At 63.4% G+C, this 25515-nt stretch carries 39 protein-coding genes; 3 read left to right on the plus strand and 36 right to left on the minus strand.

Annotation, left to right across the window (positions count from 1 at the left end):
* The 3 genes from mobF to BHQ40_RS17715 all read right to left on the minus strand — a co-directional run.
* A partial coding sequence (gene mobF / locus BHQ40_RS17705; protein ID WP_139139349.1) for a MobF family relaxase occupies positions 1–999 on the minus strand: 999 nt, incomplete at its 3' end.
* Positions 996–3146, minus strand: coding sequence for a type IV secretion system DNA-binding domain-containing protein (locus BHQ40_RS17710; protein WP_021243122.1), 2151 nt, complete (start codon positions 3144–3146; stop codon positions 996–998). The genes mobF and BHQ40_RS17710, both read right to left, overlap by 4 nt.
* Before the next feature lie 172 nt (positions 3147–3318).
* Positions 3319–3618 (minus strand): ribbon-helix-helix domain-containing protein, encoded by a 300-nt coding sequence (locus BHQ40_RS17715; protein WP_013846862.1) that lies wholly within the window; start codon positions 3616–3618, stop codon positions 3319–3321.
* 465 nt (positions 3619–4083) lie between these two features.
* Here BHQ40_RS17715 and BHQ40_RS26740 point away from each other — a divergent pair, with 465 nt between their 5' ends.
* On the plus strand, positions 4084–4596 hold the full coding sequence (locus BHQ40_RS26740; RefSeq protein WP_253183405.1) for a hypothetical protein: 513 nt from the start codon (positions 4084–4086) through the stop codon (positions 4594–4596).
* Here BHQ40_RS26740 and BHQ40_RS17725 read toward each other — a convergent pair.
* From BHQ40_RS17725 to BHQ40_RS17735, 3 genes are all read right to left on the minus strand, one after another.
* Positions 4571–5596 (minus strand): DUF2493 domain-containing protein, encoded by a 1026-nt coding sequence (locus tag BHQ40_RS17725; protein WP_021688155.1) that lies wholly within the window; start codon positions 5594–5596, stop codon positions 4571–4573. The two genes, BHQ40_RS26740 and BHQ40_RS17725, sit on opposite strands and share 26 nt — an antisense overlap.
* An 81-nt stretch (positions 5597–5677) precedes the next feature.
* The gene (locus tag BHQ40_RS17730; protein WP_021688156.1) at positions 5678–6157 is read right to left on the minus strand and encodes a DUF736 domain-containing protein; all 480 of its coding nucleotides are present in this window, start codon (positions 6155–6157) and stop codon (positions 5678–5680) included.
* A 574-nt stretch (positions 6158–6731) separates the two neighbouring features.
* The gene (locus BHQ40_RS17735) at positions 6732–6986 is read right to left on the minus strand and encodes a DUF5818 domain-containing protein (RefSeq protein ID WP_030090527.1); all 255 of its coding nucleotides are present in this window, start codon (positions 6984–6986) and stop codon (positions 6732–6734) included.
* Positions 6987–7072: 86 nt separating this feature from the next.
* Between BHQ40_RS17735 and BHQ40_RS17740 the strand changes: the two genes are divergently transcribed.
* Both BHQ40_RS17740 and BHQ40_RS26275 read left to right on the plus strand, forming a co-directional pair.
* Positions 7073–7468 carry a hypothetical protein gene (locus tag BHQ40_RS17740; RefSeq protein WP_021688158.1) on the plus strand — a complete coding sequence of 132 codons (396 nt, stop codon included), beginning with the start codon at positions 7073–7075 and terminating at the stop codon, positions 7466–7468.
* A gap of 292 nt (positions 7469–7760) precedes the next feature.
* Positions 7761–7910 (plus strand): hypothetical protein, encoded by a 150-nt coding sequence (locus BHQ40_RS26275; protein WP_021688159.1) that lies wholly within the window; start codon positions 7761–7763, stop codon positions 7908–7910.
* A 26-nt stretch (positions 7911–7936) separates the two neighbouring features.
* On the opposite strand, the gene BHQ40_RS17745 is transcribed toward BHQ40_RS26275, so the two are convergent.
* The 30 genes from BHQ40_RS17745 to BHQ40_RS17885 form a co-directional block, all read right to left on the minus strand.
* Positions 7937–8359, minus strand: coding sequence for a putative toxin-antitoxin system toxin component, PIN family (locus BHQ40_RS17745; protein ID WP_021688160.1), 423 nt, complete (start codon positions 8357–8359; stop codon positions 7937–7939).
* On the minus strand, positions 8349–8600 hold the full coding sequence (locus BHQ40_RS17750; protein ID WP_030090526.1) for a type II toxin-antitoxin system prevent-host-death family antitoxin: 252 nt from the start codon (positions 8598–8600) through the stop codon (positions 8349–8351). Before BHQ40_RS17750 ends, BHQ40_RS17745 begins: the two co-directional genes overlap by 11 nt.
* A gap of 117 nt (positions 8601–8717) precedes the next feature.
* Positions 8718–9170, minus strand: coding sequence for a hypothetical protein (locus tag BHQ40_RS26555; protein WP_021688162.1), 453 nt, complete (start codon positions 9168–9170; stop codon positions 8718–8720).
* 270 nt (positions 9171–9440) lie between these two features.
* On the minus strand, positions 9441–9842 hold the full coding sequence (locus tag BHQ40_RS17760; protein WP_021688163.1) for a hypothetical protein: 402 nt from the start codon (positions 9840–9842) through the stop codon (positions 9441–9443).
* 78 nt (positions 9843–9920) lie between these two features.
* Entirely contained in the window at positions 9921–10436 is a 516-nt protein-coding gene (locus tag BHQ40_RS17765; protein ID WP_021688164.1) for a hypothetical protein, read from the minus strand.
* A gap of 75 nt (positions 10437–10511) precedes the next feature.
* Positions 10512–11060 carry a hypothetical protein gene (locus BHQ40_RS17770; RefSeq protein ID WP_021688165.1) on the minus strand — a complete coding sequence of 183 codons (549 nt, stop codon included), beginning with the start codon at positions 11058–11060 and terminating at the stop codon, positions 10512–10514.
* The gene (locus BHQ40_RS17775) at positions 11057–11251 is read right to left on the minus strand and encodes a hypothetical protein (protein WP_021688166.1); all 195 of its coding nucleotides are present in this window, start codon (positions 11249–11251) and stop codon (positions 11057–11059) included. The genes BHQ40_RS17770 and BHQ40_RS17775 overlap by 4 nt, the downstream gene beginning before the upstream one ends.
* A 28-nt stretch (positions 11252–11279) precedes the next feature.
* On the minus strand, positions 11280–11468 hold the full coding sequence (locus tag BHQ40_RS17780) for a hypothetical protein (RefSeq protein WP_021688167.1): 189 nt from the start codon (positions 11466–11468) through the stop codon (positions 11280–11282).
* 64 nt (positions 11469–11532) lie between these two features.
* Entirely contained in the window at positions 11533–11733 is a 201-nt protein-coding gene (locus tag BHQ40_RS17785; RefSeq protein WP_021688168.1) for a hypothetical protein, read from the minus strand.
* On the minus strand, positions 11730–12152 hold the full coding sequence (locus BHQ40_RS17790) for a hypothetical protein (protein ID WP_021688169.1): 423 nt from the start codon (positions 12150–12152) through the stop codon (positions 11730–11732). The genes BHQ40_RS17785 and BHQ40_RS17790 overlap by 4 nt, the downstream gene beginning before the upstream one ends.
* A gap of 83 nt (positions 12153–12235) precedes the next feature.
* Positions 12236–12601, minus strand: a complete 366-nt coding sequence (locus BHQ40_RS17795; RefSeq protein ID WP_021688170.1) for a DUF6283 family protein — start codon at positions 12599–12601, stop codon at positions 12236–12238.
* Complete coding sequence (locus BHQ40_RS17800) at positions 12598–13137, minus strand: hypothetical protein (protein ID WP_021688171.1); 540 nt, start codon at positions 13135–13137, stop codon at positions 12598–12600. The genes BHQ40_RS17795 and BHQ40_RS17800 overlap by 4 nt, the downstream gene beginning before the upstream one ends.
* Before the next feature lie 138 nt (positions 13138–13275).
* A complete protein-coding gene (locus BHQ40_RS26875; protein ID WP_257721801.1) occupies positions 13276–13410 on the minus strand; it encodes a hypothetical protein in 135 nt (44 codons plus the stop codon).
* Positions 13403–13762: a hypothetical protein gene (locus BHQ40_RS17805; protein WP_040714537.1), complete on the minus strand. Its 360-nt coding sequence runs from the start codon at positions 13760–13762 to the stop codon at positions 13403–13405. Before BHQ40_RS17805 ends, BHQ40_RS26875 begins: the two co-directional genes overlap by 8 nt.
* 44 nt (positions 13763–13806) lie before the next feature.
* Entirely contained in the window at positions 13807–14397 is a 591-nt protein-coding gene (locus tag BHQ40_RS17810) for a DUF1419 domain-containing protein (RefSeq protein WP_021688173.1), read from the minus strand.
* A gap of 72 nt (positions 14398–14469) precedes the next feature.
* The gene (locus tag BHQ40_RS17815) at positions 14470–16170 is read right to left on the minus strand and encodes an ATP-binding protein (RefSeq protein ID WP_021688174.1); all 1701 of its coding nucleotides are present in this window, start codon (positions 16168–16170) and stop codon (positions 14470–14472) included.
* A gap of 147 nt (positions 16171–16317) precedes the next feature.
* Complete coding sequence (locus BHQ40_RS17820) at positions 16318–16758, minus strand: hypothetical protein (protein ID WP_021688175.1); 441 nt, start codon at positions 16756–16758, stop codon at positions 16318–16320.
* A gap of 2 nt (positions 16759–16760) precedes the next feature.
* A complete protein-coding gene (locus BHQ40_RS26560; RefSeq protein ID WP_021688176.1) occupies positions 16761–17267 on the minus strand; it encodes a hypothetical protein in 507 nt (168 codons plus the stop codon).
* The gene (locus BHQ40_RS17830; RefSeq protein WP_070157115.1) at positions 17264–18748 is read right to left on the minus strand and encodes a DUF3560 domain-containing protein; all 1485 of its coding nucleotides are present in this window, start codon (positions 18746–18748) and stop codon (positions 17264–17266) included. The genes BHQ40_RS26560 and BHQ40_RS17830 overlap by 4 nt, the downstream gene beginning before the upstream one ends.
* 132 nt (positions 18749–18880) lie before the next feature.
* A complete protein-coding gene (locus BHQ40_RS17835; RefSeq protein WP_021688178.1) occupies positions 18881–19075 on the minus strand; it encodes a hypothetical protein in 195 nt (64 codons plus the stop codon).
* A 140-nt stretch (positions 19076–19215) separates the two neighbouring features.
* On the minus strand, positions 19216–19617 hold the full coding sequence (locus BHQ40_RS17840) for a hypothetical protein (protein WP_021688179.1): 402 nt from the start codon (positions 19615–19617) through the stop codon (positions 19216–19218).
* Between the two features lie 108 nt (positions 19618–19725).
* Positions 19726–20205, minus strand: a complete 480-nt coding sequence (locus BHQ40_RS17845) for a hypothetical protein (RefSeq protein WP_021688180.1) — start codon at positions 20203–20205, stop codon at positions 19726–19728.
* A 5-nt stretch (positions 20206–20210) separates the two neighbouring features.
* Positions 20211–20966, minus strand: coding sequence for a hypothetical protein (locus BHQ40_RS17850; RefSeq protein WP_021688181.1), 756 nt, complete (start codon positions 20964–20966; stop codon positions 20211–20213).
* A gap of 43 nt (positions 20967–21009) precedes the next feature.
* On the minus strand, positions 21010–21471 hold the full coding sequence (locus BHQ40_RS17855) for a hypothetical protein (protein WP_021688182.1): 462 nt from the start codon (positions 21469–21471) through the stop codon (positions 21010–21012).
* Between the two features lie 11 nt (positions 21472–21482).
* Entirely contained in the window at positions 21483–22130 is a 648-nt protein-coding gene (locus BHQ40_RS17860; RefSeq protein WP_021688183.1) for a hypothetical protein, read from the minus strand.
* Positions 22131–22203: 73 nt separating this feature from the next.
* Positions 22204–22344, minus strand: a complete 141-nt coding sequence (locus tag BHQ40_RS27085) for a DUF5983 family protein (RefSeq protein WP_157034366.1) — start codon at positions 22342–22344, stop codon at positions 22204–22206.
* Between the two features lie 9 nt (positions 22345–22353).
* Complete coding sequence (locus tag BHQ40_RS17865; RefSeq protein ID WP_223308141.1) at positions 22354–23457, minus strand: hypothetical protein; 1104 nt, start codon at positions 23455–23457, stop codon at positions 22354–22356.
* 544 nt (positions 23458–24001) lie between these two features.
* Complete coding sequence (locus BHQ40_RS17875) at positions 24002–24343, minus strand: sigma factor-like helix-turn-helix DNA-binding protein (protein ID WP_021688185.1); 342 nt, start codon at positions 24341–24343, stop codon at positions 24002–24004.
* A 335-nt stretch (positions 24344–24678) separates the two neighbouring features.
* Positions 24679–25206, minus strand: coding sequence for a hypothetical protein (locus BHQ40_RS17880; RefSeq protein ID WP_030090520.1), 528 nt, complete (start codon positions 25204–25206; stop codon positions 24679–24681).
* Complete coding sequence (locus tag BHQ40_RS17885) at positions 25203–25448, minus strand: type II toxin-antitoxin system TacA family antitoxin (RefSeq protein ID WP_021688187.1); 246 nt, start codon at positions 25446–25448, stop codon at positions 25203–25205. Before BHQ40_RS17885 ends, BHQ40_RS17880 begins: the two co-directional genes overlap by 4 nt.
* Between the last annotated feature and the right edge of the window lie 67 nt (positions 25449–25515).

The raw sequence follows: 25515 nt of genomic DNA on the forward strand, positions 1-25515 counted from the left end.
GCGATAGAGACGGCCTATATTGTTGACCGCCTCGCGCGTTTCATTCTGGCGGATGCCGAACAGAGCGGCGCGGCGGGCAACGCGCGGATCGGTCTCGATGGTTCGTTCACCCCGCTCCTGCGCCGCGGCCTGGAGCCTGTCGAGATCTTCACGATAGGGTTCAGCACGCACGCGCCATTGCTCGCGCAGGTCATCGAGGCCGATCGTCTCCTTGGCCTTTCGGGTCGCGAAGAAGGAGATCCGGCGCTGGGCCTGTCCCTCAAGCCCGTGCTCCGCGGCATGCTCGTTGATCTGCTCGGCGCGCTGCGAATAGTCACGGATAAGCTGGCCGGGCATGCCTTCGACCTCGAACAGCCCCTTACGCGGATCGAACACGATCTCATGCCCCAGCGCGCGCACGTCGCGGGCAATCTCGTTGCGATAGATCTGACCCATGACGAGCTGCTCGGCATACATCGAGCGCGTCTCGAGACTCGACATGCGGTCGCCATTGAGATGGTTGGTCATGTTGAGAATGACGACATGGGTATGGAGCTGCGGGTCGTGCTCGCGGCTGGCATATTCGGTGAAACGCGCGAACAGCAGCCGGCCCGTCGTCTCGTGGACGATCTCGCCGTCCACCCGGCGGCGCAGCTCGGCATGTTCCTCGGCATAGGCAAGCGCAACCCCGACCGCCCGCTCGTGCGCGGCAAGGATGCGCTCGTCGCCCGTGACCAGCGCCAGGATCGAGATCGACTTGGGCGCGCTGATCGTGAAATCCCAGCCGGGATGATGCTGGATGCCTTCCTTGCGCCGGCGACCGAGCTGCTGGTCGCCGACCTTGCCGGCGAGCAGTTCCTCGAACTGCTTGGGGTCGACAGGCCCGGACAGGCCGAGGCTGGCGGCGAGCTTGCCGCCCCATTCGGAGGGTTCGTTGCCGCCCTTGGTATAATAGTCGCCGATTGTATAGTAGCGGCCGATATTGGCGGGTGTCCCCTTGAGGCGGCGAGGATGGATCATGCCGGCTTCGCCTTCTCACGCGGGCCTTCGGAACGGCCATGGCTGTCGAGCCGCACACGGATCGTGCCGCGCGTCGCCCCCAACAAGGGGATGGGGGTGGCAACCCTGTTCTCCTCGTCGGGATGATCGTCGATCGGCGCTCCCTCGTCCGTCATGCCGGAATCGCTGTGGTCGGTGGGTCCGAACACCTCATCCTGCGGCACGGCGTCCTGGGGATCCGGCAGGCTGGGCGGCTCCTGGGTCGGCTCCCGCGCCGGCGGGGGATTGGCCTCGCCGGTAAAAAGATCGCCTTGCCCCGTTCCGGGAGACGGCGGCGTGTCCGGATGTCCCGGACCCTGCCCTCGCCTCGCGGCCTCCTCCCGCGCCTGGCGCGCGCGGCGCTCTGCCCACGCCTGGGAGATGATGGCCTTGCCGAGCGGCAGCCTTTTGGGGGGCTCGGTGCGTTCAACGAACGCGGCCGCGATCGAAGGCAGCGGATTGAAGCGATCGGTGAAACGGACGACGGGGAGATTGCGCCCGAAACGGAGGAAACCCGAAAGGTTCGGCAGATGGGTGACCTCGGTGTCCAGAACCAGCGGGCGGGTCACCTGCATGCGACTGAGGTTCACCCCGTCGCGCATGTCATTGACGCCGTAGCTCATCCCCTCGTTGGCTTCGACCTGCTCGACCCGGCCAAGGTTTTTGGAGATAAGTTCCGAGGTGTCGCTATCGTTCGCCCGGAGCGCGACCCAGGTCGAGCAGTAGCCGGTGATGGCCGCCGCATCCTCCTTGCCGTAGGTCGCGGTCAGCTGGGGATAGGACTGGAACCCCAATATGCCGCAGCCGCCATATTTGCGCGCACGGGCGAGGAAGTCGGATAGGCTGGGGAGCTTCTGGAGCGTCGGCAATTCGTCAATGACGCAATAGAGCCGCCGGTCGCGGTCGGGCGTGAGGCTCATGATCGCGCTGATCGCGATGTCGAGCCAGACCGTGATCAGGGGGCGCAGCGAAGGAAGCTGGTCGGCCTTGACGGTGACGAACAGCCAGCTGTCGTCCTTCTCGTCCTCGACCCAACGCCGGATCGAGAAGCCGTCCTCGGTATCGTCGAGATAGGCGAAGCTGCGCATGACCGAGGCAAGCTCGGCCTGGACGCCGGCCGAGGTGCGCTCCCCCTCGGCGGAGATGAAAGCGGCGGCATCGGTGCCCTTCACATAGGCGGCAAGATCGGCGAGCGGGGAACGCAGCACCCGATCAAGCAGGACCGAGATGAGCGTGTGCTTCTGCCGCGCGAGCTTGCGCAGGACCGCGACCAGCGTGCCGCGCGCGGCCTTGCTCCAGAACGGATCGCCATGTTTGTCGGGGATCGTGGATTCCGCGATCTGGTCGTAATGATACTCCCGCGGAACATCGACCCAGGGACTCCAGATGTCGGTGCGCTTGTCGAGCGGGTTGAGCAGGATGTCCCTGCCGGGGCGATAGAATTTCTCGACGAAGCTCCCGGCCGTGTCATAGACGATCGCCCGCTTACCCTGCTTGCGGATGCCTTCGAGCATGGTGGTGATGAGGTTGGTCTTGCCCGTGCCGGGCGCGCCGACCAGCAGGATATGTTCGGGCTCGAAGGCTTCCGGCACGGCGACGCCGCCGATTGTGAGCGCCCCCTTCTTCTGCCCTCGGAGCGCGCGCCGCACTTCCGAGGCCGTCCCGAAGCGGGCGCCGCGCAGATATTCGTTGGAGCCGAGCCCCTTCCCGGTTCGGGTAAAATAGAACCAGGCACTGACCAGTCCGAAGAGGGCGACCACACCGGCAATGGCCGCCCCGTGGATGAGGTCCTTTTCGAGCTTGTGGAGCGCCTGCTTCGCGACACCGGAGTCGGCGAGGGTGTCGGCCGAGGTCCAGTATTGGCGCCCGTCGGGGGTGCGGAACAGCACCGGGTCATTGGTCCCCGGCGCCGCATCCGCCTTGATGGTCGCCTCCACCAGCTTGGCGAGGACGAAGCGCTGATAGTCGGTCGACTTTTCGAACGCATACCAGCCGGTCCCCATCAACCAGAGGATCAGCCCGGCCAGCACGGTCTGGAAAAAGACCTGGGTGGTCATGCGGACATTGTGGACGATCGCCTGCCCGCCCCGCGTCCAGCTCCCCAACGTGTCGTTGCGGAAGATGCTCATGGCCGGCCCCTCCCCCGAACGGCTGGCGGTGCGCTACGGCATGCCCCCCGATTTGGGATGGCCCTGACCGGCAGGGAATAATCGCAGGCAATCGCGCGGCCGGACGGGAAGCCCGCCGAGGGGGAACGCGAGGCCGGGCATGTGTCCGTGAGGTGGGGATCCGCGCGCCGGGTCATGGCTGTTCGTCCGGTGAGAGCAGCCCCTTTTCGAGGAGCAGCGCCCTGGCGTCGGCCATGCCCTGTTCGAGCGTCTCGGGCGACCGGCGTCGCACCGATGCCGCGAGGATAGAGAGCGTCTGCAGGACGCAGGAGAGGATTTCGTCCTGCGTCGTGTAGACGTAGCCGCCGCGGGGATCGGCGGTCTGGTCGATCGCGGGGCGGAGGAGTTCGGCGACGCTGACGCCGACTTTACGGGCACGGCGCTGCAGCCGCTCGTAAAGGGCATCGTCGATCCGGATTGTGACCCTTGCCAAGGTGATGCTCCGACTGGAGCTTCGACAAGGAGGTCACGACGCACAGCAACTATAGCGCAGACAAGCGACGATCACAATAAAATCAGCGTGGCGGACGTGTCTGCCAGCCGGAAACGACGGAATTGCGGGGCTTTTTCGGGCAATAGTACTGAGGCGGCAGACGCGTCAGCCAAATAACGTGAAATCTGGCTGACGCGTCTGCCAACGGAAACCATTGATTATAGGGCAGTTTCAGGCCACAGCACCCGTGCGTACGGTGCATTACAAACCGCGCAGCGCGTGCGTCGCTTGCCCGCAGCGACAGCGTCGCTGCGTCATCCCTACCGCTGCCGGGCGCACCCATGGCGGTGGTGGTCGATCAGGGGAGATAGGCCGCGCTATGCGGCGGGGTCGCTTGTGGCGCGGATGCGCCTGTGCGACAAGGATCGCGTGACGAGCGGGCCAGCCTGAACAAGGAAACTGGTCATGCCGAAAATGTCTGAACGCGATAAGCTCGCTGATCTGGAAGCGCGCGAGAAACGCATTGCGGGCGAGATTGCCGCCACGCGCCAGAAGCTGCGCGATCGCTATGCGGCAATCGTGACAGCGCTGCCGATCGAGCAACTGACGGAACGCGAGTTCCGGGACGTGCTGGGCCATGTGCTGCGGCTGGGCGGCGCGGGTGCGCTGGCGGCGCTCAAGGGGGCGTCGGTCGCGCCCGAGGTCTCCCGTTCGGGGAAAGCGCCAGCCGCGCCGGCGCCCGCAAGGGGGAATGATGGTGCCACGTCCACGCCCTTGGCGGGGCATGAAGCTGTCGGCCCTTCCCTTTTCTTCCCCGCCGCCGCGCCGTCAGGCGCGGCGGCGGCCGGCGGCACGACAAAAGGCCAGCGCGCAAGGATGCGCGCCAGCCTTGGCCGGTCTGTTGTCCTGTCAGCGGCGCGGCGCTTTGGGGGAAGCGCCGCGCTGTCTGCTGTCAGGCGCTGCGCCGTGCGCGCCTGAATGTATCGCCTTCGCCGTCCTGCGGCTTGCGGGATGCAGGGGCATCCTTGGGCTTGCGGAAGGCGTGAATGGGAACGCCCTGTTTGCGCAAGGTCTGGTAGAGATTGGCCTGAATGCCCGATCCCTCGCAAAGGACGGCTTCCACCGCGCCAAGCTCGGCCAGCTTCTTGTTGCGGGTGAAGGCGGGCTTCTTCCCTCCCCCGTAGAGGCCGAACGCGACGACGGGCACGCCCTGCCTTGCCGCCCATGCCGCCGCGATGGCGTCAACGCCCTTGCGCTGCCCGGTGGTGACAAGCGTCATATGCGGCACGCGCGCCTTGATCTCGTCCAGCTTGGCCCAAAGCGGCTCCCATTCCTCCCACATGGCGGGGCCGGACAGGATGACGACAGGGCCTTGCGGCTGGTGCTTCTCGCGCTTGGCAAGGGCGCGCTCCTGCAAGAAATCCAACGCGTTCACATAGCTTGCGGTGGTGACGGATGAAGCCTTGCTGCCCTTGGTCGGTGCCCATGCCTTGCGCCAGCAAGCGCGATACAGCGCGGCGGCATAATCCCGCATCGCCTCGATAGCGGCGCGCTGTTCGGTGAGCGACTGGCAAAGCAACTGGGTATCCTCAAGGTCTTTGTTGAACACCTCCCCCGGTTCCATGCGCCGGGTCATGTCGCGGATCTTGTCGGCAAGCCGATCCTCCTGACGCTCCAGCGTTCCCGCAACGAAATGGAAGCTGTTGACGATACCCCAAGCGATTTGCGGGGCGAGCGGGTCAAGCCGCGTGTCGTGCAGCAGGCCATGCAGCGAAGTCATGAGTTCGCCGCAAACCTTCTGCGCCGCGAAGGGTTCGGGCATCTCATATTCCCCCGGCTCGTCGCCCGGTTCGATGATCGACAGCGGCAACGGATCGCCAAAGGATGCTTCCAACGGGTTCGTCGCGATGGCTTCGGCGTAGAGTTCCGGCAGGTCGGCGAATGTGCTAACGGCTACCTTAGCTGATTGCTTGCTCATGGTATGGCTCCTGATGCTCGATGATCGGTCAGGGTCCGGGAAAGTGTTCCACCACTCCCCCGGCCCGTCTTGGTTCAGCGCCTAGAACGCGACTTCATCGTCCAGATCGGCGGCGGCGCCTTGGCTCGACAATCCGCCGTTTGCATCGGCGGTGCTGTCCCCGAACCCGTAGTCATCGCCGCGCCCGGAACCGGACGGTGCATTGTCGCGCGGGGAGCGGACGGCAGGGCCGAAATCGTCGCGCTGGTCCTGCCTGCGCCATGCCACGCGATAGCCTTCCTCGACCGTGCCGAAAAGCGCGATGGGGAGCGGTTCGGACATGGACGGATCGTCGATATTCCCTTGCAGGAACACTTCGCCGGTCCGCTTGGCCGTGGCTTCCCAAAGCGCGCCGATCTGCACCACGCGGCCCCCGACATTGGGCGCGACGATCTCATAAGCCGGGGCCAGTTCGTTGTCGCTCTCGACGGGACGCAAGGCCAGCTTGGGCAGGTCGATTGCACGGGTAGCAATCGAACCAATCAGGCGGCCCTTCTTCAAATTGAACTCACCGATATTCATGACCTATACTCCTGAAAAATGCTTCCGGGGCCAATCCCCATCCGCACCTATACTTATACCCCCTCCCCCTTTTCGAGTATATGCCATTGTTTTCTTGACAGATTTTCATCCTATTTGGTGAGCCTGAGCCAAGAAAAACGGACGCGGCAGCGTCCCGAACAAAGAAAAGCATGGCGAAGCCATTCCTTCCTGATCAGCGTTGGACGCGACGGGGCCTGTCTGTCATCCCATCCGGAGCCGCCTTCGCCGGGGCTCAAGGGTCAGGGCTGGTCCGGGTGAGCAAGGGACGTCGCGCTGCGCCCTAGTGGAGGTTGAAGAAAATGGGCCTGCCGACACCTTTGGATCAGGCAATCCCGTCGGCAGGCCCATTTTCTTCTACCGCAGCTTGGGCGGAGGCAGCCCTTGCTTGCCCGGACCAGCCCTGGCACGCCGAGACCCTGCGAGGCGGCGCAGGGTGGGATGACAGACCGCGTGCGACGCTGATTGCGGGCCGAGGCGTCCTCGCCGAGGTCCGCGGCAACGGTGCCGCGAGCGCGACGCTTGAGGAAGGAAACAGAGCGTGCCTCTGGGGATGCTACGCCGGCCCGAGCCAGAGAACGTCGAGGAGGCTGGGGCTCGCCTTGCGTCCCTCGACGATGACGGTCGCGTCCACCAGCGGCGGGAAATCCTGCGCGCCCTCGAGGCGCCAGACGTGGCCATCCTCCATCTCGAGGAGGAAACCGCGCTCGGATCGGCGCAGACGTCCCTGAAGGCGCAGGGGAACGGCCGCCGCGGTCACGGCGCGGGATATCCGCCGGTCGAGGCGGCCCATGCGGAAGAGGAAAAGCATATGATCACGACGATCCTATTGCGGGGCATCATTCCGATTGTAAACATGTTCGACCTATGTTCCAATCCTGGAAGAAAGGATTTCCCATGATTGCGGACTATCTCACCGGGTTCGATTTCAGCCTGCCCCTGATCGATGCGGTCAACGATCCCGACATCGCGGATGTGCGCAGCGAGATCGCCGCCCTCGCCCTCGGGGAAGGTCTGGATTCCGGATATTACGAGACGCAGGAGCTGGCCGAAGCCTTTCTGGAGGCGGCCCGCGAAGCCAATGCCGGGATCAGCGATCTCCATAGCCCCGCTCGCGAGCGCCTTGCCGATATTCTTGATCGCGGTTCACCTTATCAGCGCTGCTTGTTCGATGCGGTGGCCACGTTGCCGCTGGCGGACGCGGCGAGCCATCTCGTCTGGCTTACGGAGCTGATGCGTGATCGCGCGGATATGTATCGGCCGGTCGAAGCGGCGCGTCTATCGACACGCTGAATATCCTGCCCCCACCTGCGGCATCCGGTAATTTCGCCCGGAACCGATTGGCAGTTGCTGCCCGATTGGTTTAGAGGAGCGTGTCCGCCGGTGGTGGGCCGGAGAGTAGAAACTCCGAACAATAGAGTCGGCGCATGCCTTGCGGCCGGATTGCCTGATTATGTCCAGGCTCCGGCTAAAGATCAGGCGCGCGTTCTATTGTTCGCGTCTTTCTACCGTCCGGCTCAGGGGCCGGCATCCTCCTTCGGGGAGGGTGCCCGCCGACTGAGCGCGACGGGACGGAGAAGCAGACATGACAAACGAAAAGCCAGGTTTGAAAAAAGCCATCGAGCTGATGGAGGCGGCCCTCGAATGCCTGACCGGCCCCAAGGATCAGGTGGTGGCGATGCGATTGTCGCACGCGCTTGATCTCGCACGAGAGCGGCTGCTCGAAGGAGCCTGACCGCCGCCAGCGCCTTGTCGGCAGAGCTATGCGGAAATCCGCTTCAGCATGTCCGCCGGCGTCAGGATCGTAATCGCCGGCAATCCCTGAACGTCCAGCAAATCCTTGTGGCCACTCACCAGCCAGCGAGCCGAGCCGGCCATGGCGGCGCGGATGAACATATCATCATCGGGATCTCGGCTGCTGACCGGAAGAGCATCGTCATTCAGCTCCACCCAGTCGGCGATTGCGCTGAAATCGTGTAGAATCTGATTTCGACGCTCGATGGTCAGATATCTGTCGAATTTCGGACGCCAAAGACGGGAACGGAATTCTTCGAAAGTGGCCTCGGCGAAGATCAGCCGGGCATGGGCGATCACCCAGAGCGTCACCCTTGCGGGGGTCGAATCCGCTGAAAGCGCGGCGCTGATGAGGACATTCGTATCGAGAACGAACCTGTCACCCTTCATCGGACAGCAGACGCTCCAGTTCGCTATCGGTAAGGCCCTTCTGCGCGGCCTCGTTGGCGGTTTCGCGTAGCGTGCTGGCGAGCCTGTCCGCGTAGAACGCCCGCATGGCTGCATAGTCTTCCGGGGAAACCATCACACCCACAACCCGATTGCGGCGGGTCACGCGCACCGGCTCGCGCTGTACACGGTCGATCAGTTCGCCGAAGCGGGTCTTGGCTTCATTGGCGGTGATGGTCTGCATGGCTGCCTCCATTCGACCGAATTGGTCGAATCGTTCGATTCACTATCTAAGAAGGAGAAGCCTGTCTTTCAAGCGGTCTGTGCGCCAGCGCTTGCGCGCGCGCCGTGGATGCAGGCGCTACCAGCGGGCCGAAAAATCGGGATCCAGTTGATAGGCGCCGTCCTTACCGGCCACGGCAACAGGCCATTCGCGCAAAGCTTTGCGGTAGATGACCCACCGGATATTGCCCTTGAACAGCAGGCGGGTTGCGTTCGCGAAGTATCGCAATTTCCACATCGCACGTCCCTTTCGACGTTCGAAATAGCTGTGGCTGACGCCTTCGGCGATGCTGTCGATCCAGAAGGAACCATGATTGTAATCGTCGTCTTCGCTATCGACCAGTGCGGCGAGCGCGAGTGATCCCGTCCGCCCGAGCTGCCCAAGGCGCTGAATTGCCGCATGGAGCACGGGTGCAAGCTGCTCCGGTGTTGCGATGTCGATATCAGAAGTGGTCGTGATCACACGGATGGTCACGACGATTCCGACAGCCTTCGAGGATTCTTCGCTGGTGGACATGGCGATGTTCTCCATTTTGGATCACTATCGCCCCCTCCCTCCACTCCTGACCGCGAGACGGCATCTCATCATCGCCGATCAGTCACTTGGGCCGATGGATTGGCGCATCATTGCAAGCGGATCACCAACGCGCGGGCGTCGGCGTCGCAGGCCCCCGCCCCAAGCCAGACCGAACTGCCATCGCGGCTTCCGGCATAGAGTCCGAATAGGCGCATGGCGGGGTTCCCGAAGACATGGTTGCTGTGCGCGATCGCACTCATCGTATCGAATGGGCCCGAGGACAGTCTACAGATCCGACCGGCGCCAGACATCCCTGGCGCTGTCGGCGTGGACGGCAACGAGGCCCTGTCCATCCAGTTCGGCCTGGACACAGCAGACAAGATCGCCGGTCTCGCCGATGCCGGGCCGTTCATAGATATAGAGGTCGAAGAGCGCCCGGGCGTTTACAAGCATATGGCGCTCGCGGATGCGCGACCAGGGGAATGTCTGATTGAGATCGGTGTCCGCCCAATCCGGGTCCTGGCTGATTGCGAGGATGTTGAGGGCGGCATCGCCCGTCACGAGGCTGACGCGCTCGGCAATCTCGATCGCAAAGCGGGCAGCCGAACTGTCACGGCGAGCAATGCGTTCGGCGATCTCTCGTAGTCGCCGGATATCTCCGGCGGACAATCGGATGGTTTCGGTCATTGGCGTTATTCCTGTCAGGGTAGTTCAAGAGTGAGGCGGTTTATGGCGAAGCCCCGCGCCCCTTATGCCGCGGCAATGTCAACCGAGACGGCCGGACGCCAGGAACGCCGTCCGTTCCGCATCGCTGGCGAGGGTGACGAACCGGTCTTCAGGGCGAAGATAGACGACGACATACCGCCCGCGCTCGCACAGGCGCCGAATGTTGGCGCGGCTGCCATGGCTTGCTCCGTCCCATATGACGAACCCGGCGCCGGCGAGGCAGGCCATTTCCCGATCTTTCGCACTATGGAACGCGCGTGTGCCCGCAGGAGCATCGGCCCGGATCTGCCGGACCGGCCATATGCCGATATTGTGACGGGGAACGGAACCACCGCAGAAGATCGTGACGTGACGCACGCCGCACTCGGCAAGAAAGTGCTGGATAGCAGCATCCGCGCCGGGGGCATCACCGATCACGACAGGCAGTTCCTGGTCGATGATCACGCCAAGCCGCTTCATCACGCAGGCTGGAAGCTGCCGGATGGAAAGCGATCCGGAAATGAATACAGGCGGCGTAGCCGGTCGATGGTATGTAGCAAAATCGCTGGCGGTCATGGCAAGCTCCCAGGGAAGTTCACCGCCACCCTTCCCCCTTTCTCCATGCGAGCCATTTCGGAACGGCCGATGCCGTCATTCCCGATGTTGCGCGATGATACGTCGGGCGAGTTCGCCGATTTCCCCCCGATCGGCGGTCTGCGTGCAATCGCCCGGATAGACGATGAGATCGTCCGCCGCCGCGCTGCCTTTGCTGATATATATCCGCCAGACATTACGGCGAACTTCTGCCTGCTCACGGGCTTCGGTGAGAGGATTAAACAGGTCCGCCCACTGGCGCCGGTCGGGATCGTCCGCGAGATCGGTCCAGTCTCCCAACATGCCCCACACGTTATATCCATCAATCACGGCATAATGCTCGCGTGCTGCGCGCCGCGCGGCTTCGCGCTTGGGTGCATCGCGTCGTGCCTTGGCCTCTGCCTGTTTCCAACGGACCGACGACAGCCCCTGTTCGAGGCCCTGGATGACGTCCGCCGCCACGGCTTCCCCCCGCCTGGGCAGGATATAGGAGTGGTGTGCGGCCGCGATCTGTTCGGCGCCATATCGCGCGAGCGCTAGCAAGGCCTGCAGTTCGGTCTTGTTGAGAGTGACCCGAAGGCCGCTCGCCAGCGCGTGCGTTTTCATGGGCGGCGTTCCTTGTACCAGGGTTTGAGGCCCGCGAGCGGCAGCTTGTATTCCCGCGCGGTGTGATGGCCGTCCTCGGAAAAGAAGCCCCAGTGGCCGGTCGAGGAATATCGCAGGAACAGGAGCTTCTCGTTCTCCTCGGTCCTGATCCACATGCCAGGCGCAATCGGGTATCGATCGGCAGTGTTCATTGGCGCCTCCTCGATGATGGGAATTCCGTCAGGCGACGTGCAGGACGAGATTCTCGTCCTTCGCCGGACGCGTCTCCGTCACACGGAACGGCTGGATCGAACTGCCGGTGCGGATGACATACTGATTGCGGCCGGTGGCGCTGCGGCGCTGAATCGCGCAGGCATATGCGTGCTCCGCGCTTGCTAAGACCCCACGAAGGGGAGACAGTTGGGCCATGATATCCTCCATGATGTTGCGGTGAGGAAACTTTGTGCCCGGCAGGCGGGCATAGGCAGCGGGATCAGCCTTGTTGCTGTGTGCCTTCCGCATCGTCGGAGGCGACCGGAAGGCCAATACTGTCGATGACGGTGCGCGCCGACTTCTCCCAACCGGCCTCGTCGAGGATATCGGCGGCATCCATCCTGGCGACATCGAGTTCGCTCTGGGTGGAAGCGAGTGCGATCTGCCTGAGCGCGCGAAGCGCCATGTGCATCTCGATCATGCGGCAATCGCTTCCACGGTGATGCGGAACGAGGTGCGATCGTCCAGCACGAGGTAGATCTGCGTCCCCGTCTCCATGTCGCAGCTCGCGATGCTGTCGATATTGGCACTGGTGCCGTGGATTTCCGAAATCACGTGCGGCGGACGGTCATCCTCGCAATCGCCGCCCTCGTCGCACTTTTGGGCATGGGTCTCCAGCAACTCGGAGATCAGGGCAGCAACCGTGCTGGCGCGGGTCGGATTGTCGGTGTCGGTCCTGTCGATCACATCGCGCAGGATCGGTGTCAGCGCGTCATTGATCTGGAAAAGCAGGTCCGACCTTTCCCTATCGCGAAGACCGTCCAGCACGGTGTCGGGAATGAGGTTGGTGACCGCATGGGTCGCGTCATTGACCAGCCCGTCGAAATGATCGTCGTTCATCGGATGTCTCCCTGGCGGATTCGACCGGACGCGGCGCACGAGGCGCCCGGTCTTGTATCGGGGATGGAAGGCTATTGGCGGTCTCAGGGCCGCTGCATCATCCTGGCCCGGACGCTCTCGATCCATTGTGCCGGGTTGTTATGATGCTCTAGAAATTCCTGCGACCACGCGAATACCGTCTCGGTATCCGGCTCGACCGTATCGAGCGCGTCGCCATAATCGGGATGGTGCGCGCCTTTGCAGCTGTTGCGCATGAAGATGAGCGCGCCGGCGCACATGGCGCGGGCATCGCTGCCGTCGCCCGGAATGGTCTTGTGGCAAGGCAGCGGCGGCCCGTCGAACTGGATCTGCTGCGTGAAATCCTCCGGCCGGTAGCCGCCCAGCCAACCGGCGGGATGATCGCGGCGCCAGGGGCATTCGTTGCACGGCCGCGTGAGCAGCGGCTTCATGTCGCGCCCGCCCGCGCGGTTTGCAGCGTCTCCGCCATGAGCCACCGGGTCGAGCCGCCGAATATTTCCGTATCGGTGACGACATAATAGCCGCCGCCGAAAGCGCCGGCGATGTCCTTGTCAGCCACCTCCGCCCATTGAAAACCGAAGGGCAGCGCGGATTTGCAGACCTTCTGGATCAGTGATGCGAGAGCCGGAACGTCGACCTCATGGCCGCTGATGAACGCGAACTGTGTCCTGGCCTCCGGGTCACCTTGAATAATGAGGTCGGCGTCGAACTCGGGGAAGCCCGGGTCGGACCAGAGATCGAGAAAGTCCGCGAATGGATCTTCCTCTTCCGGCTTTTTCGGGAAGGTGTTCCTGAAGGCTTCGCTGAGCGACGCGTAACAGGTCTTCACCGCTTGCAGGCTGTCAGACGAGAGTTCTGCGAAGTCGCTGGACAGCTGCGCCGACACGGCGAAGCATTCCTTGAGCAGCAACGCTTCCGCCGGCGTCACCGGAATGGCGAACGCCGTTTGCAGATAGTGATTGGCCATTTTCGGGCTCCTCGATGAAAAGGACAGAATGGAGGTCGAGAGCACGAAGCCGGCTCAGTCGCCGATCGCCTCGACGCAGCTTTCGCCATCGATATCGAACGGGCCGGTATCGGTATCGATCGGATCATGGTTGGCGCTTTAGTCGTCGATTTGCTCGATTGTCGGGGACAGCCATTCCACAAAATGATCGGCCCGTTCCCGCGCCTCGGTGGCGTCATCCGCATCGACGATGACGGAGATGAACGCTTTCACGTCGACGGAATATCTAGGCATCGTTCGTCTCCGATCCCCTGCCCCACCGCTCGACGGTCTCCGTCGCGACCTGCTTGACCGGCACGATCCGGCCCCGGTTCATCGCGGCGTCGATCAGAGCGCACAGGACGAAATCGAGATCGAAGGCGGCCTCTGGGTCGCCGAAAGGGCCGAAGCCGGGTTGCTCCTGGCCGGACAGCGGCTCTTGCTGTCGCATAGCCTTGCGCGCGAGACCTTCGATCACCGCTAGGTCTGCTTCGACCTTGGGGTTCATGGCGTCGCCGATCACGTTCACCTTCGCGGTCACCTCGACCAGCTCGGTGTGGAGATGGCTGGATCGCATCACGACCAGCACCTTGCGTTGCATTGTCATGGCAAATTCCTTTGGGGATGTTGGTCCGCATGGTTGCCGACCGGCTAGATCATCGGATCTATGGGCAGCCGGGCGCTGATCTCGTCGTCCGTAAGATCTTCGAGAAGCTTCTGGACCGTGCCGACGCCGGGTTGATGGACAAGGATGACACGCTTGCCGCGGTGTTCGGGAGGCCAGGAATCGGGAGCGGCCTCCCCGGCAAGACCGCGATAGTCGGCAGGCGTGCGCGCCCATATCAGGTCGAGCTTTGCGTCGCGCGACAGGCCGGCGGTGCCCGTTGTCTCATGCTCGACAATCGCCGCGCGCATCGCGTCAGGGCTATGGCGGTGACCAAGGTTGCAATAGCCGGTGAACCAGCGGGTGCGTCCGATCACGATCTCGAAAAAGACAGAGCCGACGAAACCGGCCTTGAGTTCGGACATCGCGAACATCCCGGCGCGCATGAACAATGGCGGCAGCATCTCGAGCATGTATTCGTAGGAGGTGCTCTCGATTTCAAACCAGCTATTCTCAAAGGCCTTTCCCGAAATACGATCCTCACAGGGGCAGTCTGGGACGCGGTTGAACAGCTCGAACATCTGCTCGCGCGTCGCGACGCCGTCGAAAATCTTCCTGAATGGCGGAGCTTGGGTCATGGGGCGGTTCCTCATGGACATGGCCCGCCGCGGCGCGCGACAGCACGCCTGGCAGGCTGGTATGGGAAGGGGCTATTCGACGGCGCTGAGCACGGACATGTCGTCATTGTCCGCGAAGCTGGCCTCGACCCGATGGTTGACAGCCTGCATCCTGATCGCCCGGTCCTTGGGGATCAGCCAGGCGACATGCTCGCGCATCGCCTCGCGGACGCGTTCGAGGACCGCGGCATCCTCACCGAGCAGCAACATGTTCGCGACGAAGCGCGCCTGCATCTCGAACGCCGCCTGCTGGGTATGATAGCTGTCGGCATCGCAATCCTCATCGGGATAGAAACAGGCAGCTTCGATCAGCGAGGCAAGTTCGCAGGGCGTGATCGCGCTGTCGGCTCCGAGCAGGATGATGACCTCCTCAAGATCGGTCCAGCGATCGGGTGGCATGATCAGGACATCGGCGGGAAGCACGATCACATCGACGTTTTCGGTGGGAACGTCCTGCCCCTGCACGGCGATTTCGAGGGAGATTGCCTCGACCCGCCCGGAGCGAAAATCGGATGGCGGTTCCATGTCCGCACCGTAGTCGCAGATGTCGCCTTCACCCCGCTCGATACGGAAGGAACAGCCGAGCACCCGCGGGATGGCATTATACCAGACATATCCCGCGAAATCGTCGATCGGACGTACCAGCGCCGCGCCGAGCGGCCGTCCTGAAGCAACCGCGCGGTTCACGGCTTGCTCGATGTGGGTCTGGTCCGCCGGCATCAGGATCATCGGCTCGCCCGCCACCCGTTCGCCGATCGGAACGCCATCGGTTTCCGCCGTGCGCGGCGTCCATTCATGGAGCCAGGGGGCTGCTTCCGGCAGGGATATGCCGAGTGCCCTGGCGCGCTGCCAATGGGCAAAGGAAAGCCGATGGTGGCCTTTGCGGGCGATGGTGCGGAAGATCGCCGCCTCACAGGCTTCGCGCAGCGCCTCGAGCGCGGCCCCCTGCAAAATTTCCTTGCGCGCTGGCAGGACAAACCGAATTGGGCAGGTGTCGACGATATCGACCTTGGCATACCAGCCCCGGCCGCCATCGGCGTCGCTGACGAACGGCAGCCGGCAGCACACGGTAAGCCCGTGGAAGTTGATCCTGGGCTGTTCGCGATGGAGATCATATTTATCGGTGAAGACGCCGATGCGGCAGCCTTCCCATTCCTCGATCCGCACGGCGCCATGAAGGAAATTCTCGTACGGTTGCCGGTTGCCATCGAACCAGATCGACACCGGGCAGAAACGAGCCGCGCTCTTGACGGACTGTTCCAATTGCTGCGCCCACGCCTCGGGCAGGTCGATCTCGATTTCCGTGCCCTGGTCGAGCGAGGAAGGGATGACGTCGAGCGCCTGGCCGCTTTCCCATGCGTGCGGAGGGATCGACACTTGCCAGGCCGCGCCGATCGCGGCGGGATGGGAGCGCACGGTCACATGATGGCCGGCAAGACTGAACACACCCATGCCCGCGGGATCCTCCGATCGCGCGATCTTCTCATCCCAGCCGGAATCGCCGAGCGCCAGAAACTTGACCGGATCGGCGATACCGCACCCGTCGTCGCGGATGCGCAGCACAAGTCCCTGATCGGCCTTAACCTGGGTGATATCGATGCGCTTCGCGCCAGCTCGACGTGCGTTCTGGATAATTTCGAGGAGGGCGGCCAGCACCCCACCATCACTGAAGCGGCTGATTTTGGTGAGCAGCGACGGACTGACCATCGTATTGATTGTCGTGGGAAAGGTCATGGGAGCCTCCGGATTTCTGCGACCTCATCATCGCCCCCAAATCCCGCCCCCTCCCCTTCGCGGCGCGATTGCGCGATTGGGATGCAGCACCCCGATGGGGCACCGCGAGCGCGGAATGGACGAAAAATGGATCGGCGAGTCGGGCGGTCAGGCGGCGATGCGCCGATAGACGGACTCGCCGTTCGAGAAGCTGCCCAGGCGGACAAGGGTCGCGAAACGCTGCTCGAATTTTGGCCCGATCCGGTCGAACCATCGCTGTGCCAGCCCTTCCTGGCCGACATCGATATCGTCCCGCAAGACCACCCAATAGGCTATGCAACCGCAATATTCCGAGAGGCCGAAGCGGGCATAGCCGTTCATGGCGACAATCCGGTCTTCACGATCGATCCAGCCGTCATGCGCCCATGCCGAAGGATAGAGTGCGAGCACCTGTTCCCGAAAATCCGCGACGATGAAGTCCCAGTCATCCTGTGCGGCAAATTCATCGAAATGGCGGGTGCCGGAATCGTCGTCATCCTCGATCCAGCCCGCGTCCCACTGCGAGAACGCGACATGCGCTCCGCCGGGATGGGATACCGAGCGTCCCATGGTCAGTTCCTTTCGTCGGCAGACGGCCGCCAGGCGGGCGGCTGGGCGGCGACAGGTTCATCGGCCGCAGCACGACCCGGATCTTGCGGCACGGGTTCCGGCTTTATTGTGGGATGGAAAGGATCGGACCAGTCGATATGATCGACGATCCAGTCCGGCACGAAGTCCCAGTCGAAACACAGGTCGTAGCTGTTGGCGACAACGCTCCAGGCCGCCTCGACCGCGCTGGCCCAGCCCACGACGGTCAAGCGCAGGTCAGCCGTGCCGACCGCATTGCAGGTTTGGCGGATGGCCAGCGCCAGGGCGATAGCGTCGGGATCGGAACTGGGATGATCGCGCAATGTCAGCACGGCCTCCCAGAGGCAGGCAGCGGTTTCGAGACTATCCATCAGCATCGCGCGGCTTCGGTTTTCCGCAGCGGGCGCGATCTCAGCCTTTGCGCAGACGCTGCGCGGCCGGACAGCGATCCGTGATGGCTCCGCGGGCCGGGAAGAGACGCCGGTTTTCATGCTGCGGTCTCCTCGGCCGCGGCATGGCGGGCGTCGGCTTCCAGAGCATCGAGGTCGATCGGTAGCGGCTTGCCCGGCTTGTCGGTGATCACCACCACTGAATCCGGCTTGTAGAACTCGCTGCCGATCGTCGAGATACGAATGCGGGCCACCGGCTCGCCAGACCGCACGCGCTCATGTCCTTGCCAATCCATCCGGACGCGGCGGCCATCGGCGGCTATCTCGACGGTCTTGAAGAGGGCATAGTCCCCTTTGTAGTTTTCCGAATAGATCGCCTGCGTCGTCGTATAGATTTCCGCGGGTTTGGCTGCGCCATACTTGCCCTTGCAGGCCGCGACCATCCGCAGATTCCAGACGGCCTGCAATTGCCGGGCCTGTTCGGCGGACGGATTGATCAGCGGCACGGCATCCGGCTTACGCGAAGCACGCCGCGTCTTTTTCTCGGGCACCGTGTAGCCGCACCCCTGCATCAGGTCGCGCCAGTCGCTCTCGCTCAATTCAAGGGTGGATGCCGACGCGATATGCGCCGGAAGCGGGACCGGGCTTTCGAGCCGGAAGACTGCCGCCGCGATCGCGGTGCATTTGGGGCTTTCCGCGCCATGCTCACGAGCGAAGGCCTGGATGATGACCGGGGTCAGTTCGCCATCATAGCGCGGCACGTCGCCCAGCATGGAACGCTCGAATGCGAGCCGGTGCAGGACGTGCTCGATCCAGCGGCCGCGGTTGGGGCCGTTGACGGCGAGCGTTGCCCCGTCGATGCATTGCTGCCGTGCGTCGGCAGGCGTGATCTCGCCCTTGTCGACCTTGTAGTAGAGATCATAGCCTGACCAGAGTTCGCGGGAATCCCTGTTGCCGAGCGCATGGCGGATCTGTTCGTCGGTCGTGATCTCCTCCCAGATCGCCAGCGCCGCATGGGCCCTGTTGATGCCGCGCTGAAGGTCGCGCAGTTCCGCCAGCAGCATCTTGATCCGGTTGGCGCGGACGCGCGGATCACTCTTCCTGCTGGCGTAATGCTCGGCGCTGCTCGCGCGGCCGAGCCAGTAGCCCGCGGCCTTCTCGGCCTTCACGGCCGCTGTCATGGCGGAGTGCATGCGTTCCTGGGTCTTGCGCGCACCGCGCTCGCTATGATGACCGACAAGGATCGGCTGGCCCATATAGAAGGCCTGCGACAGTTCGTCCGCGCGGCGCGCAAAGGCGTTGGCTTGGGCGTGGCGCTTGTCTGCAAGGCCCTCGAGCCGTTCGGCCTTCATCGCGGCGCGCTCGGCCAGGGTCATCTCTTCCGCCTCGATCTCGCCAGCCAGTTCGATGGCCAGGTCCTCGCGTTGCGGCGTCCACCTGGGCGCGACGAACAGCTCCTGTTTCGGAGCCCATTTGAACCCGGCCTCCTTGACCTGTGCATAGGTCTCGGCATCAAGGCGCGATGATGCGTAAATGCGGATCTTGTTGTCCTCGGGGCTGTAGGTTGCGGTAAAGCTGGTCATCGATCGTTTTTTCGAGCGGTCCGCGATCATCAGGTTTCGGGGCAAGGCGGTGCATCTGCGCTCCCCGGAATCACGAAGCCCGGCGCGATGGCCGGGCTTCGTGGAAAACGGGGAATGTTGGTGTCGGATGGGCTATTCGCGCAGGTCTCCTGCGGCTATGTCGCCAATCCAGCTCGAGGCTTCCTCAAAATCAGCGTCGTCGTCTTCGACCAACGCGGCGAGCGCGACCGCCCCGGTGCGGCCGAGCTGGCCGAGGCGCTGAATGGCTGCGTAGAGGATGGGCGCGAGTTGCTCGGCGGTCGCGGTATCGATGTCGGTAGTCGTCATGCAGATGCTCCTTGTGGAAATGGTGGGTGGCAAGGGATGGCCCGCGGCGCGGGCGGCACGACCGGCGCGCCCAACCATTCGCGCCAGGATTTCGGGATGGGCAGCTTCAGGCGCCTTTTCAGGCGAATTCGACGACGACCTCATTCACCGCGGGTTTCCGGCGTTTCGAGCAGCACGACAGCGATCGACGGCTTTTCGGAAGTATCGGCCTTGCGGCTGTCGTAGCGGTGAATCCCCTTCTCCGCGATCGTCAGCATATCGAACACCGGCACCGGCGATCCGTCGCCTCCGGGTACGGTCATCGCCGAATCTCGATATTGGATGTCGATGAAGCGCGGCGGCCCGCCTGTGTGGTATGGCCCGAAATAGAAGGTGACGCGCAGCCCCTCGCTGGTTTTCGCGCTGATGGTGAAGCCGCCGTCCGGAATATCGACCGGCAAGGTCGGAACATGGTTGAAGGTCGCGAAGCCGATGCTTTCCGCATCGGCACGGGTCATGATCGGCAGTTGCGACATGCTCGTCGACGAAGATGGTTTGTCCATGGAATATGGCCTTTCGGAACGGGTGAATACACCGGCTCACCGCCGGGATGATGAGCGCAGAAATCGGCCGGGACCCGGCAGTCGTGCAGACGGTATCCCCAACCGCGGCTAGGAACGCCGAAGCGCTTTCTCGTCTGGCGTCTCGATATGGACATAGCGCCTGCCGCCGCTGCGGCGTTTGCGAATGCGTCCGTCCACGAACGCATCGGCCCATCGTTGCGCTTCGGCCGCACGAGCGCCGCCAGCGCATTCATCGGCCTGCTCGAAGAGCGCATAGGCAAGGGCATATTGTTCGCGCTCCGGAAGGGAGAGCAATATTGTGGCGATCGGCAAGGCGCTCTCGTAGAACTCGAGCACGCGGCAACCCAGACCGCTGTGCATCAGGATAGCAATGCGACCCCTGCTTCCGATACCTGTCGGTCGCGCTATCTGCACATCATGCGATGCATAGGTGATCGAGACGCGGGAGGTTTCGGCTTCACCGCGATGGAAGACGCGATCGTCGCGATGGGCAAGCGGGTGCGCGAGAACCTCATAGCCGTCGAAGTTCTCGACCTTGCGAATGTAGTTATGTCCGATAACGCCCATGGCGGTCACTCCGCTGCCATTTGTGCCGTGGCTCGGCCGTCCGAGGCACTGGCTGCATCGAGGCGGGCTATCCAATCCGGATCGATGCAGGCGTCCTCCACGGCCCAACTGCTGATGGAGGCAGGGACGGGATCGCCATTGTCGCGTGAGACCAGCAGGAGATCATCGGGATCGGCGCCCTCGACATCATAATCGACGACACGCACCGTGATCGGCCTGTCGGCGATGATGCCCTGGACAAGACCGCCATCGAGTTCGATCACGACATTGGCTTCCTGTGGAGTCAGTTCACCGCCGTTGATCCGCATGCAGAGGCCATCGATCTCATCCGAAGTCAGCGGCTCATGCCGACCGAGATTGCTGGCGACATCGTCAAGGTCGGCCCCACAGTGGCATCGCTGGTGGTCACGCAATGCCGCAAGCACGGTCGAGAGTTCCCGATCGTTGAGTGCGAGAACCGTTACCCCCTGGAGGTCGGCCTTTTCGATCCACACATCGCAGCCGGCCGCATCCGCGAGGTCGTCATGGTCCATGTCGCTGATGTCGATGCCGAGCGCGGCGAGGTGACGGCATTGCGCCGCGATCAGCCCCATCTCCCAGCTGCCGACGTCGATCGGCGGCAGGGCCTCGGAATCGAGGTCGGCGCGAAGCTGGTTCACCAACCGGGTCGCGGCAATCCGGGCTTCGCGTTCGCTGGTGTGATAGCTCGTGATTTTGGACGGTTGCGAGAAATGCGTTCCGTTGGCGACGAAAATATCCATGTCGAATTCTCCGGATAGTGAGGATGCGGGATCGGTGCGGGCATCAGGCGGCGCAGCGGGCAGCGTCCTGGGAAAGGCCGAGATCAAAGGCGGTGAGGTCGGCGAACCGCGGCTCGAGGCGGTCGAAAGCAGCCGTCAGATCATCGATGTCGATCCAGGTGAAGGCGTCACCGGGATCGGCATCGAGCTGGAAGACGATGGGTGTGAAGGCCGCGGTCATCTCCGGGAAGCTGGCCTGGATGATCAAGGTTTCGATCCGGCGTCCCAGAGCGGCGATGCGGGAGGCAAGCGCGGCCCGCTCGGCATGCGGCATCGCGTAATAGCGATCGGGCGCCAGCAACGGAGAGATGCGAACGCACGGGAGACGCCCGACATGTTTCGGCCCGACAACCGTGCCGGTCAATGCCCGGCGTTCGGCCGCGACCTTGTCGGCAGGGACCAGCGCGCGATAGACATAGTGCGGCAGCGTCCCCGCGATGCGGGAACGGGTGACGATGATTTCCATGATGATTGTCCTCAGGCGAAGAGCCGGGTTGCAGCGGCGTCCGGTTGGGGAAGATCGAGGTCGCGGCGGATACGTTCGGCGAGCCTAGCGGGCTCGATCAGCTCCGCCACGGAAGCGAAGTGATTGCGGCCGCCGACATAATCCTCGCGGCCTTTGCAGCTACGAAACATCACCTCGTGGCCGGGGCCCATGCAGCCCAGATCGAGCTGGATATAGAGATGGGCGGCGTGAAGAATAATTTCACCCGAGCAGGCGCCCCCAGCCATATTTGAACGAATCTGAAATTCGTTCCGTTGGAGGCCGAGCGCCTCGGCGAGCCGTCGCAGTGCGGCGCGGCCCTCCTGGTGAAAAATGGCCTTCGCCTCGCTGTCATAGTCGACCCCGCGCCGTGCAAGCGTCACCAGGATAGGCGTGCGTTCGGCGGCGCCGACGGCTTCGACGCAGGCACGGCGCAACTCGGTCTGGGGCGGACGGTTCTCGGTTGCTATGTTGCCGAGATGGCGCACCAGCAACAGGACGGCCGGATCACGCTCCACGTCAATATGGTTGCGATGGCACTCGTCGATTGCCTGGATCAGGACATTCAGCCCTCCGGCAAGCGTGGTCAGCGCGGAAGGGTCGAGCGCCTGCTGAAAGCGAAACGCGGCGTCATAGGACATGGGGTTCTGCTCCTGAGACCTGAGCGCATCATCACGCCCGCCTCACTCCTTCCCCCTCCCCTCGATCAGGCCGTCACCATTCGTAGCAGGCGAGCCGATCGGTCGTGGACGCGTCGCGGTCCAGGATCAGATAATTGCAGCCCAGTCCGCGCGCGAACGCCAGCGCACTGACAAGATCGGCCGGGAGATGCCGGCGGCACGGGCGCGCCGACACCGGTCGCGATCACGCGATGGTCACCTGCAGGGGACGCCGCGGTTCGAGATGGTTGCGAACGAAGCCGCGTGTGATGCCCAGTTCGCCGGACGCAACCTTGGCAAGCTGCTCTTCGAACGTGAGCTTGCGGGTCGCGGCGGCATCGCGTGCCGCCCTTGCCTCTGCTCGCCGCGTTTCCTCCCAGTGCGCTTTCGCCTCGTCGAAGGCCATCGTGCCGAGCAGACGCCGGAACGCATAGATCTCCCGAGGCGAAGCTGGAGGCCATGACGAGCTACGCACCGGCGCATGGCGAGCCCGGCCGGGGCGTCTGGGGGGCGGCAACACTTGTCCTTCGCCCGCCAGTTCGGCGGCAAATGCATCCCGAAGACGATAGGCGCTCGATGCGCCGATCACGAGTTCGCGCGCGGCGCGCTGGACGGGCACGTGATCGAGCAGCATCGCGCGCAGAAGGTCTTTCTGCTCATCGGTGACGAAACGGGCGCTCTGGGCATGAACATGCCGGACCCCGGCGGCATCGCATCCGGGGAGCGTTTCTCCCTTGCGGCGCAGGCGCCGCAAAAGCCGGGCCCTGATGCGCGTGCAGCTCGTCCGCGACACGCCGGTGCGATCGGCGATCTTCTGAGTGCCAAGCCCCTGCAGGAAGAGGTCCTCGACCTTTCTGCGCTTCGCCGGCGACAGCTTCACGCCACTATAGGCCTGACCGCCGCCCGGCGGCGGCAGCGGTGCCTTGCCGCGGGCAAGCAGTTCACGGTTATACCGGCGGCGCTGCTCGGATACGCAGGCCGCCGACACGCCAAGACGCAACTGGATGTCGATGCCCTTGTAACCCTTCTTCAAGGCATAGCGCAGCCGCTCGATGCCCTCGGCCGTCAGGCGGCCATGCTGATCGCGCTCTGCGGGACGATATCCACGCCGGACACAAAGGGCGATCGTCACCGCATTGCAGGCGCTGGCTTCGCAGATACCGAAATGTTTGCCGATGGCGCTGAACGACCAGTTCTCGACCTCGCGCAGTCGGATGGCTTCGTCGAGATCCCCGCCACCAAGGCGCGGTCTGGGCGCGGCATTTCTATGGGCTGTCTTCAGGCCGAGCTTGTGGGCCTTGACCTGCAAGGCATGGATGCTTCGGCCCGGCAGCCGCTGCGCAACGCTATGCCCTTCGGCCGGATACCAGGCGCGCAGCGTAGCGATTTCCTGCGCCGTCCATGGCGCGGATCTGGGAGTGGTCATGGGGAACGTCTCCGAAGAAGGGAGAGCCCACGCCGCGCAAAACCGGGGTGTGGTGGTCCGTGGCCCATTTGGACACACGCGCCTGCTCCCTTCCCTACTTCCCCCTTCACTCCCTATGGCCGCACGGGGCGGGGGAGATTGCTCGGCCGCGTTCGCCGTCGCGATGTTCGCCATCGCCCTGAGCGGCCACCTTGCGCGAAAGGCTGTCGGCATCTCCGTGCGGTTTTACCTTGCGACCGCCATCCCCTGGAAACCTGGTCGAGCAATGGCCGGGTAAGCCAGTGTCGCGATGGCAATCTCCCCTTTCCTCACATGGATTTCAGGAAAAGATTTCGGATAGTGGGAACGCGGATGGCGGTTTTCTGAAACCGGCAGGAGACTGTGCCGCCGCATCGCCAAACCGAGGACGGACGGAAAGCCCAAGCGTTTACGGCGCGCCTCGAACGAGTTGCAAATCCAGGGACAGCCGCTCCGCTACCTCCTTCCGGTTCAGCCCGAGCCTGCGAGCAATCTGGCTGATGGTGAGGCCGTTCAGCCGATGGAGATAGAGCACGCGCTCGGTGAAATGGGGCAGCGTCTCGATCATATCCCATATCTCGCCGTCCTGCTCCGGATCGGCGTGCGTGCCCATCGTCCTTTCCATGATTGCCTGCAGTGCGATCGCGCCTTCGTCGTCATGGTGCGCGACCATGATGGCCAGCACCTGCTCCATCATTTCCAACGCGCGATCCCGCTCCGGGCCGGCTGCGATGATGTTCGAATGCCGCATGATTCACCTCCAGGTGCCAGAGGCCAGCAGCATAGGTCGCCTATAACATGTCCGCACGTGCAACTGTTTTCAAATCGCAAACTATCTTGGGAATTTTCTTACCAGAGGCTTGTGCGGACAGCGCCTCCTCATCGGACATTTTAAGCGAATGATCTGAACGGATCGCTTGCCGCCTATCTGTCAAGCCCGCGCCATGTATTCCCGGTTCGTGAACGAACGTGGGGCGTATCTCAAATTTCCGGGGCCTCGGCTCGGATGTCATCATACGAATGGCCCCGATGCGGCATTCACGTCGAACGCGAATGCAATTGACCGGTGTATCGCGCACCAGGCGCCTACAATTGACCCGCTGATCTCAATTCACGTTCAAGTGTCGCAAAAGGCAATATGAGGGTCAGCGGTTTGTCGTGCAGTGTTATGGCGCCATAGCTGGCATACCATGCGGCAGCCCGCTCGTTCTTGGCGTCGATGATCAGCATCACCCCGCCGACTTCTGCCGCGACGCGAATGCATCTGCGGCCGATGGCGCCAAGAAGTTGCCCCCCAAGCCCGTTCCCCTGCACCCGAATATCGGTTGCAAGCCGCGCGAGCCGGAAACCGGGCACTTCATGCCTGGCGAGGCCCCGCCTCGCAAGTTCGGGCGTGTCGGCATGGTCCATGCTGCCAGGAGCGATGCTGTAGAAACCGAGAATCGTCTTGTTGTCGGTGTCGTCGACGGCAAGGAACGTCTTGGCCCCGCCCAGCTCATGGCTTTGCCGGGCATAGCGCCGCAAGAAGATGTTCAGATCATTGTCACCGCAGTCGAAGGAAGCTCGGTCATGCGCTTTTGCGATCGCGTCCTCGTGCCAGGACGGAAGTCTCATGCGAGCTTGGGCATCGCGGCGATGGCAGCGCGCAATTTTGCATTCGCCGGAGGGGGATTTTCGAGCAGATCGAGAACGAGCAGGCTGTCCCGTTCGCTCAGCTTGGTCCGCTCCGCCTCTTCGATTACGCTCTCGGCCTCGCGCAGCGCCGAACCGGTGACAAAGGTCGTCAGATCGGTATGTCTGAGCGCCGCCGCCCGGGCGAGCAAAGCCTTTTGCTCCGGTCGTATGCGCAGGCTCATGCGCCTATTGTCTTCCACCACAGCTCGCGGCATTGCACGCCTCCGTTTGTACAGTTTCAATTAGTAC

Origin of the sequence: Sphingobium phenoxybenzoativorans, from assembly GCF_001757355.1 — a bacterium.
GTDB lineage: Bacteria > Pseudomonadota > Alphaproteobacteria > Sphingomonadales > Sphingomonadaceae > Sphingobium > Sphingobium phenoxybenzoativorans.